Raw genomic sequence first — 16879 nt, 5'->3', positions numbered from 1 at the left:
AAAACAACATTCGACGATGCACTTTGAGGACTACAACAATGATTATTTACGGTGTGGCGTTTCTCGCCTTTTGTACGCTGGTGGGTATTTGGGTCGGTGAACTGCTCGGCAAGCTGATCGGTGTGCCGGCCAACGTCGGCGGTGTCGGTATCGCAATGCTGCTGTTGATCGGTCTGGGCAGTTATCTCAATAAAAGCGGCTGGCTCAAGGGCAAGACCGAGCAGGGTGTCGAGTTCTGGAGCGCTATCTACATTCCAATCGTGGTCGCCATGGCCGCACAGCAAAACGTCTATGGTGCGTTGAAGGGCGGGCCGATGGCGATTCTCGCCGGCACACTCGCAGTGGTGATCGCTTTTGCCCTGGTGCCTGTGCTGACGCGCATGGGTAACAAGGAGCAGACCCCGATCGCTCCAGCCAAGACTGCGGGGTAATCGCCATGTACGAATCGATGATGAAAGTGATCACCGGCTACGGTTTGATCAGCGGGTTCCTGATTGTCGGGCTGACCATGTGGGTGTCCTACTGGATGTCCAACACCTTCACCAAGGGCCGTTTGCACGGCTCGGCCATCGCCATTCTGCTGGGGCTGGTGTTGTCATATGTCGGCGGTGCACTGACCGGTGGGCAGAAAGGCGTGGTGGATATTCCGTTGTTGTCGGGCATCGGTTTGCTCGGCGGTGCGATGCTGCGCGATTTCGCGATTGTCGCCACGGCCTTCGGCGTGAGTGTCGATGAGCTGAAGCGTGCAGGGTTCGTCGGGGTACTGGCGCTGTTTGTCGGTGTAGGTACATCGTTCGTGGCGGGTGTTGGCGTGGCGATGGCATTCGGTTACACCGATGCCGTGAGCCTGACCACTATTGGTGCCGGCGCGGTGACTTACATCGTCGGCCCGGTGACCGGCGCGGCAATTGGCGCGAGCTCCGAGGTGATGGCGCTGTCGATTGCGGCGGGGCTGATCAAGGCGATTCTGGTGATGGTGATGACGCCGTTCGTGGCGCCGATGATTGGCCTGAACAATCCGCGCAGTGCGGTGATTTTCGGCGGCTTGATGGGCACGTCCAGCGGTGTGGCCGGCGGGTTGGCGGCGACCGATCCGAAGCTGGTGCCTTACGGGTGTCTGACGGCGGCGTTTTATACCGCGCTTGGGTGTTTGCTTGGGCCTTCGCTGTTGTTTCTGGCGATGCGCGGGTTGATGGGTTAGTCGCTAAAAGCTGCCCTCACCCTAGCCCTCTCCCTGTATGTACCGGAGACATGGTGGACACATGTTCGGAGACATGGTGGACGGTTTTAGATCTTCTTACCTGCTGTAACGATCTGCAAGTTCAAGTCGATTCGGGCGATGCGATGTCTACTCCAGTAGACATCGTGGATGCCGTCCTCCGTCGTTTCCCGGATAGCTACTGACTTCCCGTAAAAAGCTTTCCCGACTGTGTATTCACGGTTCCTCCAGTAGATCTCGCCCTTTACCTGAACCTTCCTGACCACATCACCATCGTCGTACTCCGGCGCTGCGGGTTGCTCCTGATATTCCCTTGAGCTGCTGCTGTACCGAGTAGCAGGAACCTGCATGTCCAGCGCTTGATGCGGGCGCTTCTGGTTGTAAATATCACGCCAGATATCAAACGCCCGTTGCGCGCTGTTGAGATCGTTAAAGTGCTGACCCTGGAGGACTTCATTTTTCAGACTGCGGTGGAAGCGTTCCAGCTTTCCTTGGGTTTGCGGATGATAAGGTCGTGAGTGGCCGACCTTGATGCCTTGACTCATCAGCCAGACCTCCAGCGCGGTATAAACGCCTGTCTGATCACCCCATGGAGAGCCGTTGTCCATCGTCATGCGCAAAGGCAGGCCATAGCGCCGAAAGGCCCGGACCAGATGCTCCTGGACGGTGTCGCGCTGCTCATTGATACACGCCGCGATGCACAGTGAAAACCGCGAATGATCGTCCAGCATCGTCAACGGATGGCAACGCCCCTGACCCAGACTGATATGCCCCTTGAAGTCCATCTGCCAAAGATCGTTGGGCGCTTCATGCTCAAAACGGATAAACGGTTTGATCTCGGCGGCCTTTGGATCAACGCGTGAATGACGCTGTAAAACCGCATGCACGGTACTGACCGAAGGCATCACTAAGCCGTTGTCTTCCAACACACGTTTGAGCTTGCGAGCGCCCCAGGCCGCGTACTCCTGACTCACGGTCAGAATCTGCTGTTCAACCTCATCAGCACATCGCTTGGGTGATGTCTTCGGTCGTCGAGACTGATCGTTCAGTCCTTCTGCACCCAGGTTTTCAAACCTGTTAAGCCATTTATAGGCGGTGCTTGGGCTGATATTAAATCGACGGCAAAGCTGCCGGACATTGGCCCCTTCTTGCCGAGCCAAAAGCACGAATTCTGAACGAAGCTGCACAGTGGACACCTCTTCCCAAGACACAGGTCATCTCCTTAGTGATGAGCAATGTGCCTATTAAAAAGTGTCCACCATGTCTCCGAACACCTGTCCACCATGTGTCCGGTACATACACTCCCGGAGGGAGAGGGGACCGACCGAGTTGTTTTCGCGTTATCCACCGACCTGAAATGCCTGAGTCGAACTCAGGCCTTGAAAAGTCCCCGATCTGCTCCCTTTCCCCTCTACCCCTTGGGGGAGAGGGCTGGGGTGAGGGGGTAGCTCTTGATCTAGATTTTGCTCTAAATCCCAGCCTGTCGATTGGCATACATCCGACACTCCGCCAGCAACGCCAGCAAATTCGGATCCCGCTCCTTGGCCTTCAAAAACACCACGCCAATGTGCTGCTGCAACCGGTACTTCTCTTGCAACGGAATCAGCTTGACCCGATTCTCATATACCGCCGCAATCCGCCCCGGCAGCAATGCATAACCCACCCCCGAACTGACCATGCTCAGCAGCGTGAAGATGTCATTCACCTGCATCGCCACCTTCGGCTCGAACCCCGCCTGTTTGAACACCCGGTTGCCGTCCTGATGGGTGGCGAAGCCCTGGGTCAAGGTGATAAATGTTTCATCGCGGACCTCGGCCAGATCGACTTCACTGCGTTGTGCGAACTTCGAATCTGCTGGCGTGGCGAGGAATATATCGTCGGAGAACAGCGGGATCTGCTCGCAGTCCGGGTCGTTGATGCTGTCGTCCAGCGACACCAGGATCGCGTCGACTTCCATGTTTTTCAGCTTGTAGAGCAGGTCGATGTTCGAGCCGAGAATCAGGTCGATGTTGAGTTCGCTGCGGCGGATCTTCAGGCCCATGATCAGTTGCGGTACGGTCTTCACCGTCAGCGAATACAGCGAGCCGAGCTTGAAGCGTTCAGCGGAGAACCCGGCGGCTTCGCGGGTCAGGCGCACGCTTTCGACCACGTCATTGATCAACTTCTGCGCGCGCTCTTCGAGCACGTAGGCGCTTTCCAGTGGCGTCAGGTTGCGGCCTTCGTGCTTGAACAGCGGACAACGCAGGGCGCTTTCCAGCGAATGGATCGCCCGGTGCACGCTGACATTGCTGGTCTGCAACTCGGCAGCGGCGCGGGCGAGGTTGCCGGTGCGCATGAAGGCGAGGAACACCTCGAGTTTTTTCAGGGTCAATTCTTCGTCGATCAGCATGGCGCGGACTCTTTTTGGTATCGACCGATTGTGCCCAATTACCGTGGCGTGCGCAGGTCCGCGTTGAACAGAAACATTGCGCTTTTACGCTCAAGGCCCGAGCCTTGCGCGCTGCGGCAACGAATATTGAGGTGAGTGACACATGTATCACGGGGAAAGACTCAACGCCTGGACGCATCTGGTCGGGGCAGTGGCAGCGTTTATCGGCGGCGTGTGGATGCTGGTGATTGCCAGCCTCGACGGCAGTCCGTGGAAAATTGTCAGCGTGGCGATCTACGCGTTTACCTTGCTGGTGCTCTACAGCGCTTCGACCGTGTACCACAGCGTGCGCGGGCGCAAGAAAGCGATCATGAAGAAGGTCGATCACTTTTCGATCTACCTGCTGATCGCCGGCAGCTATACACCGTTCTGCCTGGTGACCCTGCGCGGACCTTGGGGCTGGACGTTGTTCGGGATTGTCTGGGGGCTGGCGCTGATCGGTATTCTGCAGGAGATCAAGCCACGCTCGGAGGCGCGGATCCTGTCGATCGTGATTTACGCGGTGATGGGCTGGATCGTGCTGGTGGCGGTGAAGCCGTTGATTGCGGCGCTGGGTACGACAGGGTTTGCCTGGCTGGCGTCGGGCGGGGTGTTGTACACCGTGGGGATCATCTTTTTTGCCCTCGATCACCGGTTGCGGCATGCGCACGGGATCTGGCATTTGTTCGTGATTGCCGGGAGTTTGCTGCACTTTGTGGCGATTCTGTTTTATGTCCTCTAGACCGAGTTGCTGCCAATCGCTGGCAAGCCAGCTCCCACAGGGCTCAGAGTTGTTCACAAATTGTGTGATTAACACAGCACCTGTGGGAGCTGGCTTGCCAGCGATGGCGCTTTAGAAGTCCCCCCACAGTTGCTGGGCCACCGCCAGTGCAACCACTGGCGCAGTTTCGGTACGCAATACTCGCGGGCCGAGGCGGGCGGCATGGAAGCCATTACCCTTGGCCTGCTCGACTTCAGCCTCCGACAAGCCACCCTCCGGCCCGATCAGGAATGCCAAAGTCGCCGGTTTCGCATGGCTCACCAGCGGCTCCGCCACCGGGTGCAGCACCAGCTTCAATTCGGCCTGGGTCTGCTTCAGCCAGTCGGCCAGCAGCAGCGGCGGATGAATCACCGGCACCCGCGAGCGCCCACACTGCTCACAGGCGCTGATTGCCACCTGACGCCAGTGCAGCAGGCGTTTGTCGGCGCGTTCGTCCTTGAGCCGGACTTCGCAGCGGTCGCTGAAGATCGGGGTGATTTCGCTCACGCCCAGCTCGGTGGCTTTCTGAATCGCCCAGTCCATCCGTTCGCCACGGGACAGGCCCTGGCCGAGGTGGATGTGCAGCGGCGATTCGACCTGGCCGGCGAATTGCTCGTCGATCTGCACGGTCACGCGCTTCTTGCCGACTTCCAGCAGTGTGCCGCGAAACTCATGGCCGGAGCCGTCGAACAACTGCACCGCATCGCCCTCGGCCATGCGCAGCACGCGGCTGATGTAATGCGCCTGGGCTTCCGGCAGTTCGTGTTCGCCGGTGCTCAGTGGGGCGTCGATAAAGAAGCGGGACAGTCTCATTTCGGGTCTCTAAAAAATGGGCGCGTACTTGCTGTAATGCAGAGCTTTTGTGGCGAGGGGATTTATCCCCGTTGGGTGGCGAAGCCGCCCCAAAATCTGCAATCGCGGTGAGTCAGGAGTAGTGCATGGGCTGATTTTACGGCTGCCGCGCAGCCGAACGGGGATAAATCCCCTCGCCACAGGGTTGGTCTGAATCCTCAGGAATCAGCCCGGATCGCGGAAGCCGGGGTGGAAGTCTTTCGGCACCGCCACGCTGACGCTGTCACGCGTAGCAATGTCGATGCCTTCGCTGGCGACGTCGGCGAGGAAGTCGATCTGCTCCGGGGTGATCACGTACGGCGGCAGGAAATACACCACGCTGCCCAGCGGACGCAGTAACGCGCCACGCTCCAGCGCATGCTGGAACACCTTCAGGCCACGGCGTTCCTGCCAAGGGTAGGCCTCTTTGGTGGCCTTATCCTTGACCATCTCGATCGCCAGGACCATGCCGGTCTGGCGCACTTCGCTGACATTCGGGTGATCGACCAGATGCGCAGTGGCCGAGGCCATGCGCTGGGCCAACGCCTGGTTGTTTTCGATGACGTTGTCCTGCTCGAAGATATCCAGCGTCGCCAGCGCCGCCGCACACGCCAGCGGGTTGCCGGTGTAGCTGTGCGAGTGGAGGAAGGCGCGCAGGGTCGGGTAGTCGTCGTAGAACGCGCTGTAGACCTCGTCGGTGGTCAGGCAGGCTGCCAGCGGCAGGTAACCGCCGGTCAGGGCTTTCGACAGGCAGAGGAAGTCCGGGCGGATGTCGGCCTGTTCACAGGCAAACATGGTTCCGGTGCGGCCGAAGCCGACGGCGATTTCGTCGTGAATCAGGTGCACGCCATAGCGGTCGCAGGCCTCGCGCAGCAGCTTGAGGTACACCGGGTGATACATGCGCATGCCGCCGGCGCCCTGAATCAGCGGCTCGACGATGACGGCTGCGACGCTGTCATGATGCTCTGCCAGGGTCTGTTCCATGGCGGCGAACATGTTGCGCGAGTGCTCTTCCCAGCTCATGCCTTCGGGACGCCCGTAGCAATCCGGGCTCGGCACCTTGATGGTGTCCATCAGCAGCGCTTTGTAGGTTTCGGTGAACAGCGGCACGTCGCCGACCGCCATCGCCGCCATGGTTTCGCCGTGGTAGCTGTTGGTCAGGGTGACGAAGCGCTTTTTGTTTGGCTGGCCGCGGTTGAGCCAGTAGTGAAAGCTCATTTTCAGCGCGACTTCGATGCAGGACGAACCGTTATCGGCGTAGAACACCCGGTTCAGGCCTTCCGGGGTCATCTTCACCAGACGCTCGGACAGCTCGATCACTGGCTGATGGCTGAAGCCGGCAAGGATCACGTGTTCCAACTGATCGACCTGATCCTTGATGCGCTGATTGATGCGCGGGTTGGCGTGGCCGAACACGTTGACCCACCACGAGCTGACGGCGTCGAGGTAGCGCTTGCCTTCGAAGTCTTCGAGCCAGACGCCTTCACCGCGCTTGATCGGGATCAGCGGCAGCTGTTCGTGGTCTTTCATCTGGGTGCAGGGATGCCACAACACCGCGAGGTCGCGTTGCATCCACTGGTTATTCAGGCCCATTTACAGTCTCCTCGAGGCGGCTCGCGTCAGGCGCGGGCAAACAATCGCGCAAGCCTATGCAATGCGTCGCGTGGGGACAACCCATTGTGTCGATTGAGCTACTTTGTATGAGCCGATAGACGTCGCTGGCGGCGTTTTGATGGCTAACGTATTCTTCGCGGTTCTTTGGGTCGTCTGACCCGCAAAACTGCTTTTTCCTACGTGTATTTCCGGAGTTCGCTGAATGTCTGTCGGTTGGCTGCGCGCCTGTGCGCTGGTGATGTTGGGGCTGTTCAGCGTTACGGCGCTGGCCAAGGATAAAACCGCGATCGTGATTGGCGGCGGCCTGTCGGGCCTGACTGCCGCTTATGAACTGCAAAACAAAGGCTGGCAGGTCACGCTGCTGGAAGCCAAACCGAGCCTGGGCGGTCGCTCCGGTATGGCCACCAGCGAGTGGATCGGCAACGACAAGACTCAGCCGGTGCTGAACAAGTACGTCTCGACCTTCAAGCTGAGCACCACGCCGGCCCCTGAGTTCGTACGTACCCCGGGTTATCTGATCGACGGCGAATATTTCTCCGCTGCCGATCTGGCGACCAAGCAGCCGGCCACCGCCGAGGCCTTGAAGCGCTACCAGAAAACCCTCGACGATCTGGCGCGCTCGATCGACGATCCGCAGAACCCGGCCGCGACCAGCACCCTGCATGCGCTGGACCAGATCAACGTGTCGAGCTGGCTCGACAAGCAGAACCTGCCGGCCACGGCGCGTCAGTTGATCAACCAGGACATCCGCACCCACTACGACGAGCCGTCGCGTCTGTCGCTGCTGTACTTCGCCCAGCAAAACCGCGTGTATCGCGGCGTCTCCGACCGCGACCTGCGCGCCTCGCGTCTGGTCGGCGGCAGTCAGGTGCTGGCCCAGGCCTTCGTCAAGCAGATCAAGACCATCAAGACCAACTCGCCGGTGTCCGCGATCACTCAGGACAAGGACGGCGTGACCGTCAAGGTCGGCAGTGTTGGTTATCAGGCAGACTACGTGGTGTTGGCCGTGCCACTGCGCGCGCTGAACAAGATTGCCCTGACCCCGGCGCTGGACGCCCAGCACCTGGCGGCGATCAAGGGCACCAACTACGGCTGGCGCGACCAGATCATGTTGAAGTTCAAGACGCCGGTGTGGGAAAGCAAGGCGCGTATGTCCGGCGAAATCTACAGCAACGCCGGCCTCGGCATGCTCTGGATCGAGCCAGCCCTGAAGGGCGGCGCCAACGTGGTGATCAACCTGTCCGGCGACAACGCCCGCGTGATGCAGGCGTTCGGCGACAAGCAGATGGTCGATCAGGTGCTGATCCGTCTGCACGCGTTTTATCCACAGGCCCGTGGCTCGTTCACCGGTTATGAAATCCGTCGCTACAGCACCGACCCGTCGATGGGCGGCGCTTACCTGGCCTTCGGTCCAGGCCAGATCAGCAAGTTCTGGCGTCTGTGGGAACGTCCGCTGCAACGCGTAGCGTTTGCCGGCGAACATACCGACACCTTGTACCCGGGCACCCTGGAAGGCGCACTGCGCACTGGTCAGCGTGCGGCCAGTCAGGTTGAAGATCTGGCGGCTGGCAAGTCGTTCGAGCCGGTCAAAGTCGGCCCGGCGGCTGCAACCGCAGCAGCGGCAGGCGCGGCAGGTGCCGTGGCAGCGAAGAAGGGCAACTTCTTCAGCAACCTGTTCGGCGGTTCGGATGACGAGAAGAAGCCAGAACCGGTGAAGGCTCCAGAGCCAGCTCCGGCGCCTGTGGCACCAGCGCCTGCGCCGACTCCGGCACCTGCGCCAGCACCGGTGGAAACACCGAAGCCTGCGGCTCCGGTGAAAGCCGAGCCGGCGAAGAAAGCGGCGGCCAAGCCAGCGGCGAAGAAGCCGGCGGCGAAGACCGAAGCGAAAAAAGCCCCGGCAAAACCGGCGGCGAAAAAGGCTGAACCGGCGAAGAAGCCAGCGGCCAAGCCTGCGGCGGCTCCAGCGGCAAGCAGTGATACCAAGGCGCAGTAAGCGTTGCGGTGAATGAAAAAGCGCGGCGCTTATGCCGCGCTTTTTTTTGCCTGTGAGGGCCTCATCGCGGGCAAGCCCGCTCCCACAGGTTTTTGCGGTGAACGCAGAATTTGTGAACACCGCCGACCATTGTGGGAGCGAGCTTGCTCGCGAAGAGGCCGGTTCAGGCAGCACTAACTTTGGATCTGTACCCAGTATCCTGCCCCACACTTTCCCCCTTTAATCTTTCCTTAACCACCATGCTCAAGACTCTTGATCGTATTTCTCGATATTTCAAAGCAAAATTTTCCGCTTTAATTCGATAGATAACTCGCTAGTCTTGGTTCGCAGTTCTCACAGGATTTGGGCAATGCAGCTACGTAACTCTTCTTCGCGCTATGGTTGGGTCAGCATCTTCATGCACTGGGGCGTGGCGCTGGTGGTCTTCGGACTGTTCGCGCTGGGTCTGTGGATGGTCGGGCTGGATTACTACAGCAGCTGGCGCAAAGAGGCGCCGGATCTGCACAAGAGCATCGGACTGGTGCTGCTGGGTGTGATGGTGTTGCGGGTGCTGTGGCGCTTTATCAGCCCACCGCCGCCGACGCTGCAAAGCTACAGCCGCATGACCCGTATCGGTGCAAAGTTCGGCCACGGGTTTCTGTATCTGGCGCTGTTCGCTGTGATGCTTGCCGGTTACCTGATTTCCACCGCAGACGGTGTCGGGATCCCGGTGTTTGGCCTGTTTGAAGTTCCTGCACTGGTTTCCGGGCTACCGGATCAGGCAGATACCGCTGGGGTGATTCATCTCTGGCTGGCGTGGACGCTGGTAATTTTTTCCGGCCTCCATGCGTTGGCAGCATTGAAGCACCACTTTATTGATCGTGATGCGACCCTGACGCGAATGCTCGGTCGCAAAGCCTGAAATTCAACCTCGACTCAAAGGAAAAGAAAGCATGTTGAAAAAGACTCTGGCCGCTCTGGCAATCGGTTCTGCACTGCTCTCGGCTGGTCAGGCCATGGCTGCGGACTACAAAATCGACAAGGAAGGCCAGCACGCCTTCGTTGACTGGAAAATCAGCCACCTGGGTTACAGCTTCATCCACGGTACTTTCAAAGACTTCGACGGCACGTTCTCGTGGGATTCGGCCAAGCCTGAAGCCAGCAAAATCTCCGTCGACGTGAAAACCGCCAGCCTGTGGTCGAACCACGCCGAGCGTGACAAGCACATCGCCAGCAAAGACTTCCTGGACGTGGGCAAATTCGCTGACGCCAAGTTCGTCTCCACCGCCGTTAAATCGACCGGCGACAAGACTGCTGACGTGACCGGTGACCTGACTCTGCACGGCGTGACCAAGCCTGTGACCTTCAAGGCCACGTTCAACGGCGAAGGCAAGGATCCATGGGGCGGCGAGCGTGCAGGCTTCAATGCCAAGACCACCCTCAACCTGAACGATTTCGGGATCAAGGGCCCAGGTCCTACCTCGCAAACCGCAGATCTGGACATCTCGCTGGAAGGCGTGAAAGTTAAGTAACTTTCGTCCTGCCACATAAAAACGCCCCCGGTCGCAAGGCCGGGGGCGTTTTTTATGGCCTGCCACAACACAAATCCCTGTAAGGCGGGCAGCGCCCCAAACCCTTCACCTGAGGGGGATCAGACATACCGCGTTGAATGGTTTTGCGACTGCTTCGCAGCCGATCGGGGATAAATCCCCTCGCCACAGGTTCAATTCCACCGTGAAGTTTGCCGGGTGCATAAAAAATGCCCCGGCTCTTGCGAGTCGGGGCATTTTTCATTGCAGCGTGAAATCAGCGATTGCGGGTCAGCAGGGCTGGTTTCTCGCCACGTGGGCGGCTTGGCAGTTGATCGAGCTGCTCAGGCGTCGGGAAGCGGTCGGCTTTCGATTCCTTGTGCATGATCTTCGGACCGTTGCTGCGCGGGTTCTGCACGGCTGGTTCGGTACGTGGCTGATCGTCACGGGCTGGACGACGGTTGCGCGACGAGGACTCGTCACGACGACCCGACTGACCATCACGTGGTGCGCCATTGCGCGGGCCGTTGCGTTTGGCCGGCGGGGTGCCGGTGCTCGAACCGTTGCTGTTGCGCGGACCGTTCTGGCGACCCTGCGGCTGACCGCCACGAGGGGCGCCAGCGCCAGCACCTTGTGCCGGAGCGCCTGGACGGCGACCACGGCCACCGGCCGGGGCGGCTTTGGGCACGTAATCAACGCGGTTACCGAAGTTATCAATATCGTCGTCGAGGAACTCGTCCGGTGCACGATCAGCGGCGGCGCGTGGCGGCTGCGACGGTTGACGCTGTTCGCGGGCTGGAGTGCCTTCACGTGGCTTCTGCTGACGGGCAGGGCGCTCGCCGCGTTCACCGGCGGGTTTTTCCTTACCCTTGTCCTTACCCTTGTCCTTGCCTTTGTCCTTGCGACCGCCGCCGCCGCCACCGCCGCCGCCATTCGGACCGTCGCCACGCGGGCCACGGGAATTGCGCGGGTTGCGCATGTCCGGACGCTCGCGCACTTCAGGCTTCTCGGCCTCGATGGTGCTGGCATCGAAGCCCATCAGGTCGCCATCGGCGATTTTCTGCTTGGTCATGCGTTCGATGCTTTTCAGCAGTTTTTCTTCGTCCGGGGCCACCAGCGAGATCGCCTCGCCCGAACGACCGGCGCGGCCAGTACGGCCGATACGGTGCACGTAGTCTTCATCGACGTTCGGCAGTTCGAAGTTGACCACGTGTGGCAACTGGTCGATGTCCAGGCCGCGAGCGGCGATGTCGGTGGCCACCAGGATACGCACTTCACCGGCCTTGAAATCGGCCAGGGCTTTGGTGCGGGCATTCTGGCTCTTGTTGCCGTGGATCGCGACGGCTGGCAGGCCGTGCTTGTCCAGGTACTCGGCCAGACGGTTGGCGCCGTGCTTGGTGCGGGTGAACACCAGCACCTGTTCCCAGGCGCCGGCAGTGATCAGGTGCGCGAGCAGCGCACGCTTGTGGCTGGCCGGCAGACGGAAGACCCGTTGTTCGATGCGCTCGACCGTGGTGTTCGGCGGCGTCACTTCGATGCGTTCCGGGTTGTGCAGCAGCTTGCCGGCAAGATCGGTAATGTCTTTGGAGAAAGTCGCCGAGAACAGCAGGTTCTGACGCTTGGCCGGCAGACGTGCGAGGACCTTCTTCACGTCGTGCACGAAACCCATGTCGAGCATGCGGTCGGCTTCGTCGAGGACGAGGATTTCGACGTGGGACAGATCGACGCTGCCCTGGCCGGCGAGGTCGAGCAGGCGACCCGGGCAGGCGACGAGCACGTCGACACCACGGGACATGGCCTGAACCTGCGGGTTCATGCCGACGCCGCCGAAGATGCAGGCGCTGACGAATTTCAGGTCACGGGCGTAGATCTTGAAGCTCTCGTGAACCTGGGCCGCGAGTTCGCGGGTCGGCGTCAGGACCAGAACGCGCGGCTGGCGCGGGCCATGACGCTGGGATTTGTCCGGGTGACCGTTAGGGAACAACCGCTCCAGGATCGGAAGGGCGAAACCGCCGGTTTTACCGGTACCTGTCTGTGCCGCAACCATCAGGTCGCGACCTTGCAACACGGCGGGAATGGCCCGCTGTTGCACCGGAGTAGGCTCGGTATAGCCCGCATCTTCGATGGCGCGGACTAAAGCCTCGGAGAGACCGAGGGAAGCAAAGGACATGAGTAATCCTGTTTTAGTTAGGGCTTGGCCCAATGGGAGTCTTGCCTGGCGCGAATCACGTTTAAGAGGACGCAATCCCGTCCGGTCCTGCTGCGGTTCCGAAGGCACGTCTGGAGCGCTCGCGCGGGCTGGAGAGCTGCGCTGTAGCGGGTCGAGAGGCCTGTTACGGTTCCGGGCGTCCGGGCGTGAGCCTGGCGGGAACGCCGGAGTATAACAGAGCAATCACCGCGCGCTGCTTTCCTGCTGCTCAACGGTTTTGCTGCTGGCCGAGGCATTGCCCAGCGGCGCCCCGATAACGGGAGCCGCGCCATAACGGGCGCTCAGCTCGGCATAGGCGGGTTCGCGCTTGAATCGTTTGAGCTCAGCGCCAAAACGCTGCACCAGCAAATCCATGCCAGCATTGCGCCGAACCGCGAGAAATTGGCTCTGGCGGCTAATGACGGTGGGGTTTTCAGTGATCTGATCGCGAATATTCAATGCATCGAGCAAATGCTGGCCGACGCGGCGATCGGTGATCAACAGGTCGATGCGCCCGCGCACCAGTTTGCCGAAGTTGGCTTCATGGGTCGGTGCCGGTTCGCGGGTAAACAGCGTTGATTCGCTGAAATCCGGGCTGTACAGATAGCCGGGCGAGGTGCCGACGGTCAGGCCTTTGAGTTCTTCGAGTCTGCTGAACGGGTGCGGCCGGTCGTTGGCGTAGAACATCACGAATTCGACGTCGGACAGGGGTTCGCTCGGATAGAGCAGGGTGGCTTCGCGTTCGACACTGTGAAAAATGTCGAGTGCACCGTCGGCCTGACCGGTTTCCAGCATCGACAGGCAGCGCTTCCACGGCAGGAACTGCCACTCGACCTCGATGCCCAGGCGCTTGAATACGATGGCGGTGGTTTCGTAGTCCAGCCCGAGTTTCTTGCCGCCGTCTTCGTAGACATAAGGCGCCCACGGTTCGGTGACGATACGCAGCTTCTCGCCCCGAGCGGCAAAGCTCAGGCAAGCAAAAACCAGCACGGCGAATAATTGCGCGATCAAAGGCATGGCTTGAGATTACGACGAGAAACGCGAAAGAGCCAGAAAGTGGCAGCAGAAGCTCTGTTTCGGGGCTTTAAAAGCAAAAGATCGCAGCTGCGACACCCCTGTAGGAGCTGCCGAAGGCTGCGATCTCTTGATCTTGCTTGTCGCTTTCAGCTTGAAGCTTGCAACTGCTTCAACGCGGCAGTTTCAGGTTGTTCCAGATCGCCAGGCTTGGTTCCGCCTGGTTCATGGAATAGAAGTGCAGACCCGGTGCGCCGCCCTGCAGCAGGCGTTCGCACATCTCGCTGACGACCTGTTCGCCAAAGCGTTGAATGCTTTGTGCGTCATCGCCGTAGGCTTCCAGTTGCTTGCGGATCCAGCGCGGGATTTCCGCACCGCAGGCATCGGAGAAACGCGCCAGCTTGCTGTAGTTGGTGATCGGCATGATCCCCGGCACCACCGGAATATCCACGCCCAGCGCCTGCAAACGGTCGACGAAGTAGAAGTAGCTGTCGGCGTTGAAGAAGTACTGGGTAATCGCGCTGTCGGCGCCGGCGCGGGCCTTGCGCACGAAGTTGGCGAGATCGTCTTCGTAGTTGCGCGCTTGCGGATGCATCTCCGGGTAAGCGGCGACTTCGATGTGGAAATGATCACCGGTTTCTTCACGAATGAATTCAACCAGCTCATTGGCGTGACGCAGCTCACCGCTGGTCATGCCCATGCCGGATGGCAGGTCGCCGCGCAGGGCGACAATGCGCTTGATGCCGGCTGCCTTGTACTCGTTCAGCAGGCCGCGCAGGTCGTCCTTGCTGTCGCCGACGCACGACAGGTGCGGTGCGGCCGGTACTTTGACTTCGTTTTCCAGTTGCAGAACGGTGTTGAGGGTGCGATCACGGGTCGAACCGCCAGCGCCATAGGTGCAGGAAAAGAAGTCAGGGTTGTACGTGGCCAGCTGACGAGCAGTGGCGAGCAGTTTTTCTTGCCCGGCATCGGTTTTGGTCGGGAAGAACTCGAAGCTGTAGCGACGGTCTTGGGACATGGAGGGGACCTCCAGCTACGAGCTGCAAGCTTCAAGCTGCAAGAGGGCGGAGCGCCGGGATCCTGTGCCTGAAGCTTGCAGCCAGCGGCTGCGTAATAACGATGAAGAAGCCAGCAACAGCTACAAGCCTCAAGTAAACCAACCGCTTTTACTTGCCGCTTGCAGCTTGAAGCTCGCAGCTGCTCTTAATAGCGATAGGCGTGCGGCTTGAACGGGCCTTCGACGGTCACGCCGATGTAGTCAGCCTGTTGCTTGGTCAGTTGAGTGACCACGCCGCCGAAACCGCGAACCATTTCCAGGGCCACTTCTTCGTCGAGTTTCTTCGGCAGTACTTCAACGGTCAGGCGCTCGGCTTTCTGGGCAGGCGACAGGTCGGCGTACTTCTGGCCGAACAGGAAGATCTGGGCCAGTACCTGGTTGGCGAACGAACCGTCCATGATGCGGCTTGGGTGACCGGTGGCGTTGCCCAGGTTCACCAGACGGCCTTCGGCCAGCAGGATCAGGTAGTCGTCGTTCTGCGCGTCGAAAGCGCCCGGGCCGGTACGGTGGATCTTGTGTACCTGTGGCTTCACTTCTTCCCATGCCCAGTTCTTGCGCATGAAAGCGGTGTCGATTTCGTTGTCGAAGTGACCGATGTTGCAGACAACAGCGCGCTTCTTCAGGGCTTTGAGCATGTTGGCGTCGCAAACGTTGACGTTACCGGTGGTGGTCACGATCAGGTCGATCTTGCCCAGCAGCGCTTTGTCGATGCTCGCTTCGGTGCCGTCGTTGATGCCGTCGATGAACGGCGAAACCAGCTCGAAACCGTCCATGCACGCTTGCATGGCGCAGATCGGGTCAACTTCGGAAACCTTGACGATCATGCCTTCCTGACGCAGGGACTGAGCGGAACCCTTGCCCACGTCACCGTAGCCGATGACCAGCGCTTGCTTGCCGGACAGCAGGTGGTCGGTGCCGCGCTTGATCGCATCGTTCAGGCTGTGACGGCAGCCGTACTTGTTGTCGTTCTTGGACTTGGTCACCGAGTCGTTGACGTTGATGGCCGGGATCTTCAGCTCGCCTTTGGCCAGCATGTCCAGCAGGCGGTGAACGCCGGTGGTGGTTTCTTCGGTCACGCCGTGAACGCGGTCCAGCACCTGTGGGTACTTGTCGTGCAGCAGTTGAGTCAGGTCGCCGCCGTCGTCGAGGATCATGTTGGCGTCCCATGGCTGGCCATCTTTCAGGATGGTTTGCTCCAGGCACCACTCGTACTCTTCTTCAGTTTCGCCTTTCCAGGCGAACACCGGGATGCCAGCAGCGGCGATGGACGCGGCAGCCTGATCCTGAGTCGAGAAGATGTTGCAGGACGACCAGCGTACTTCGGCACCCAGGGCAACTAGGGTTTCGATCAGCACGGCAGTCTGAATGGTCATGTGGATGCAGCCGAGGATTTTTGCGCCCTTGAGCGGCTGCTCGGACGCGTACTTGCGGCGCAGACCCATCAGGGCCGGCATTTCCGACTCGGCGATGATGGTTTCGCGACGGCCCCAGGCAGCCAGGGACATGTCGGCAACTTTGTAATCGTTAAAATCTGCAGGCGTGATAACAGCGCTCATGAAGAGCCTCCATTCGTAATGTATGCGAATGGGCGCCGTTGTGCGTTTAGTGTCCGGCCGTGGCCAGTCAACGCCCCATCCGAGCCTGACAGGTTGAACCTGCTGCAGCGCCCCTCGGACAGGTGGCGGGAAAACGGCAGTAGCCGTTCTGAATCGGCGGCGATTATAGCTTTCTTTGTCCGGCTAGTGGCAAGCGGCAAGCTACAAGCGGCAAGTAACAGCGAATCTGCTTTTACTTGCAGCTTGTAGCTTAAAACTTGAAGCTGGGGGGCAAAACCCTGTTGCCCCAACGCCTCAAATCCGGAGCCCCCCATGAATTTCCACACCCGCAAATGGGTAAAACCCGAAGACCTGAACCCCAACGGCACTCTGTTCGGCGGCAGCCTGCTGCGCTGGATCGACGAAGAAGCGGCGATCTACGCCATCGTCCAGTTGGGCAATCAGCGCGTGGTGACCAAGTACATTTCCGAGATCAACTTCGTCAGCGCCTCGCGCCAGGGCGACATCATCGAACTGGGCATTACCGCCACCGAGTTCGGTCGGACCTCAATCACCCTGACCTGCGAAGTGCGTAACAAGATCACCCGCAAGAGCATTCTCACGGTCGAGAAGATGGTTTTCGTGAATCTGGGCGAAGACGGCTTGCCGGCACCGCACGGGCGGACCGAGATCAAGTACGTCAAAGACCAGTTCAAGGAAGATGAATTGGTCACTAAGTAACCTCTAGTTGGC

15 protein-coding genes and 1 riboswitch are annotated in these 16879 nt (G+C 59.9%); of the genes, 7 read left to right on the top strand and 8 right to left on the bottom strand.

What is annotated here, in order from left to right; all coding sequences use genetic code 11:
• Positions 1 to 38 precede the first annotated feature (38 nt).
• On the top strand, positions 39 to 431 hold the full coding sequence (gene madL / locus ACXX9E_RS03530; RefSeq protein ID WP_016984760.1) for a malonate transporter subunit MadL: 393 nt from the start codon (positions 39 to 41) through the stop codon (positions 429 to 431).
• A 5-nt stretch (positions 432 to 436) separates the two neighbouring features.
• Positions 437 to 1201 carry a malonate transporter subunit MadM gene (gene madM / locus ACXX9E_RS03525; protein WP_038861195.1) on the top strand — a complete coding sequence of 255 codons (765 nt, stop codon included), beginning with the start codon at positions 437 to 439 and terminating at the stop codon, positions 1199 to 1201.
• An 86-nt stretch (positions 1202 to 1287) separates the two neighbouring features.
• Here the strand turns inward: madM and ACXX9E_RS03520 are convergent, their stop codons facing one another.
• Positions 1288 to 2430 carry an IS481 family transposase gene (locus ACXX9E_RS03520; protein ID WP_409202038.1) on the bottom strand — a complete coding sequence of 381 codons (1143 nt, stop codon included), beginning with the start codon at positions 2428 to 2430 and terminating at the stop codon, positions 1288 to 1290.
• 257 nt (positions 2431 to 2687) lie between these two features.
• Positions 2688 to 3608, bottom strand: a complete 921-nt coding sequence (locus ACXX9E_RS03515; protein WP_186747163.1) for a LysR family transcriptional regulator — start codon at positions 3606 to 3608, stop codon at positions 2688 to 2690.
• A 142-nt stretch (positions 3609 to 3750) separates the two neighbouring features.
• Here ACXX9E_RS03515 and trhA point away from each other — a divergent pair, with 142 nt between their 5' ends.
• Positions 3751 to 4368 (top strand): PAQR family membrane homeostasis protein TrhA, encoded by a 618-nt coding sequence (trhA, locus tag ACXX9E_RS03510; RefSeq protein WP_025109169.1) that lies wholly within the window; start codon positions 3751 to 3753, stop codon positions 4366 to 4368.
• Positions 4369 to 4479: 111 nt separating this feature from the next.
• Here the strand turns inward: trhA and ACXX9E_RS03505 are convergent, their stop codons facing one another.
• Both ACXX9E_RS03505 and ACXX9E_RS03500 read right to left on the bottom strand, forming a co-directional pair.
• The gene (locus ACXX9E_RS03505) at positions 4480 to 5199 is read right to left on the bottom strand and encodes a 16S rRNA (uracil(1498)-N(3))-methyltransferase (protein ID WP_458555036.1); all 720 of its coding nucleotides are present in this window, start codon (positions 5197 to 5199) and stop codon (positions 4480 to 4482) included.
• Positions 5200 to 5403: 204 nt separating this feature from the next.
• Positions 5404 to 6810 carry an adenosylmethionine--8-amino-7-oxononanoate transaminase gene (locus tag ACXX9E_RS03500; RefSeq protein WP_458555035.1) on the bottom strand — a complete coding sequence of 469 codons (1407 nt, stop codon included), beginning with the start codon at positions 6808 to 6810 and terminating at the stop codon, positions 5404 to 5406.
• A gap of 223 nt (positions 6811 to 7033) precedes the next feature.
• Here ACXX9E_RS03500 and ACXX9E_RS03495 point away from each other — a divergent pair, with 223 nt between their 5' ends.
• The 3 genes from ACXX9E_RS03495 to ACXX9E_RS03485 all read left to right on the top strand — a co-directional run bounded on the left by ACXX9E_RS03495 (position 7034) and on the right by ACXX9E_RS03485 (position 10335).
• Positions 7034 to 8824 (top strand): flavin monoamine oxidase family protein, encoded by a 1791-nt coding sequence (locus ACXX9E_RS03495; protein WP_458555034.1) that lies wholly within the window; start codon positions 7034 to 7036, stop codon positions 8822 to 8824.
• 349 nt (positions 8825 to 9173) lie between these two features.
• A complete protein-coding gene (locus ACXX9E_RS03490) occupies positions 9174 to 9725 on the top strand; it encodes a cytochrome b (RefSeq protein WP_123469503.1) in 552 nt (183 codons plus the stop codon).
• Positions 9726 to 9756: 31 nt separating this feature from the next.
• Entirely contained in the window at positions 9757 to 10335 is a 579-nt protein-coding gene (locus ACXX9E_RS03485; RefSeq protein ID WP_083367682.1) for a YceI family protein, read from the top strand.
• Between the two features lie 274 nt (positions 10336 to 10609).
• Here ACXX9E_RS03485 and rhlE2 read toward each other — a convergent pair whose 3' ends face one another.
• From rhlE2 to ahcY, 4 genes are all read right to left on the bottom strand, one after another.
• Entirely contained in the window at positions 10610 to 12502 is a 1893-nt protein-coding gene (gene rhlE2 / locus ACXX9E_RS03480) for an RNA helicase RhlE2 (RefSeq protein ID WP_458555033.1), read from the bottom strand.
• Positions 12503 to 12724: 222 nt separating this feature from the next.
• Positions 12725 to 13537 carry a substrate-binding periplasmic protein gene (locus ACXX9E_RS03475; protein WP_458555032.1) on the bottom strand — a complete coding sequence of 271 codons (813 nt, stop codon included), beginning with the start codon at positions 13535 to 13537 and terminating at the stop codon, positions 12725 to 12727.
• A gap of 169 nt (positions 13538 to 13706) precedes the next feature.
• On the bottom strand, positions 13707 to 14552 hold the full coding sequence (gene metF, locus ACXX9E_RS03470; protein WP_123469496.1) for a methylenetetrahydrofolate reductase [NAD(P)H]: 846 nt from the start codon (positions 14550 to 14552) through the stop codon (positions 13707 to 13709).
• Between the two features lie 185 nt (positions 14553 to 14737).
• Positions 14738 to 16147: an adenosylhomocysteinase gene (gene ahcY, locus ACXX9E_RS03465; RefSeq protein ID WP_007959684.1), complete on the bottom strand. Its 1410-nt coding sequence runs from the start codon at positions 16145 to 16147 to the stop codon at positions 14738 to 14740.
• A 23-nt stretch (positions 16148 to 16170) separates the two neighbouring features.
• Positions 16171 to 16269, bottom strand: a riboswitch (S-adenosyl-L-homocysteine riboswitch).
• Positions 16270 to 16459: 190 nt separating this feature from the next.
• Here ahcY and ACXX9E_RS03460 point away from each other — a divergent pair.
• Positions 16460 to 16867 (top strand): acyl-CoA thioesterase, encoded by a 408-nt coding sequence (locus ACXX9E_RS03460; protein WP_003229043.1) that lies wholly within the window; start codon positions 16460 to 16462, stop codon positions 16865 to 16867.
• Positions 16868 to 16879 lie beyond the last annotated feature (12 nt).

The sequence above is a fragment of the Pseudomonas sp. GNP014 genome, from assembly GCF_054344005.1.
The sequence above is the reverse complement of the archived record's forward strand: the minus strand, read 5'-3'. Positions and strand labels throughout refer to the sequence as shown.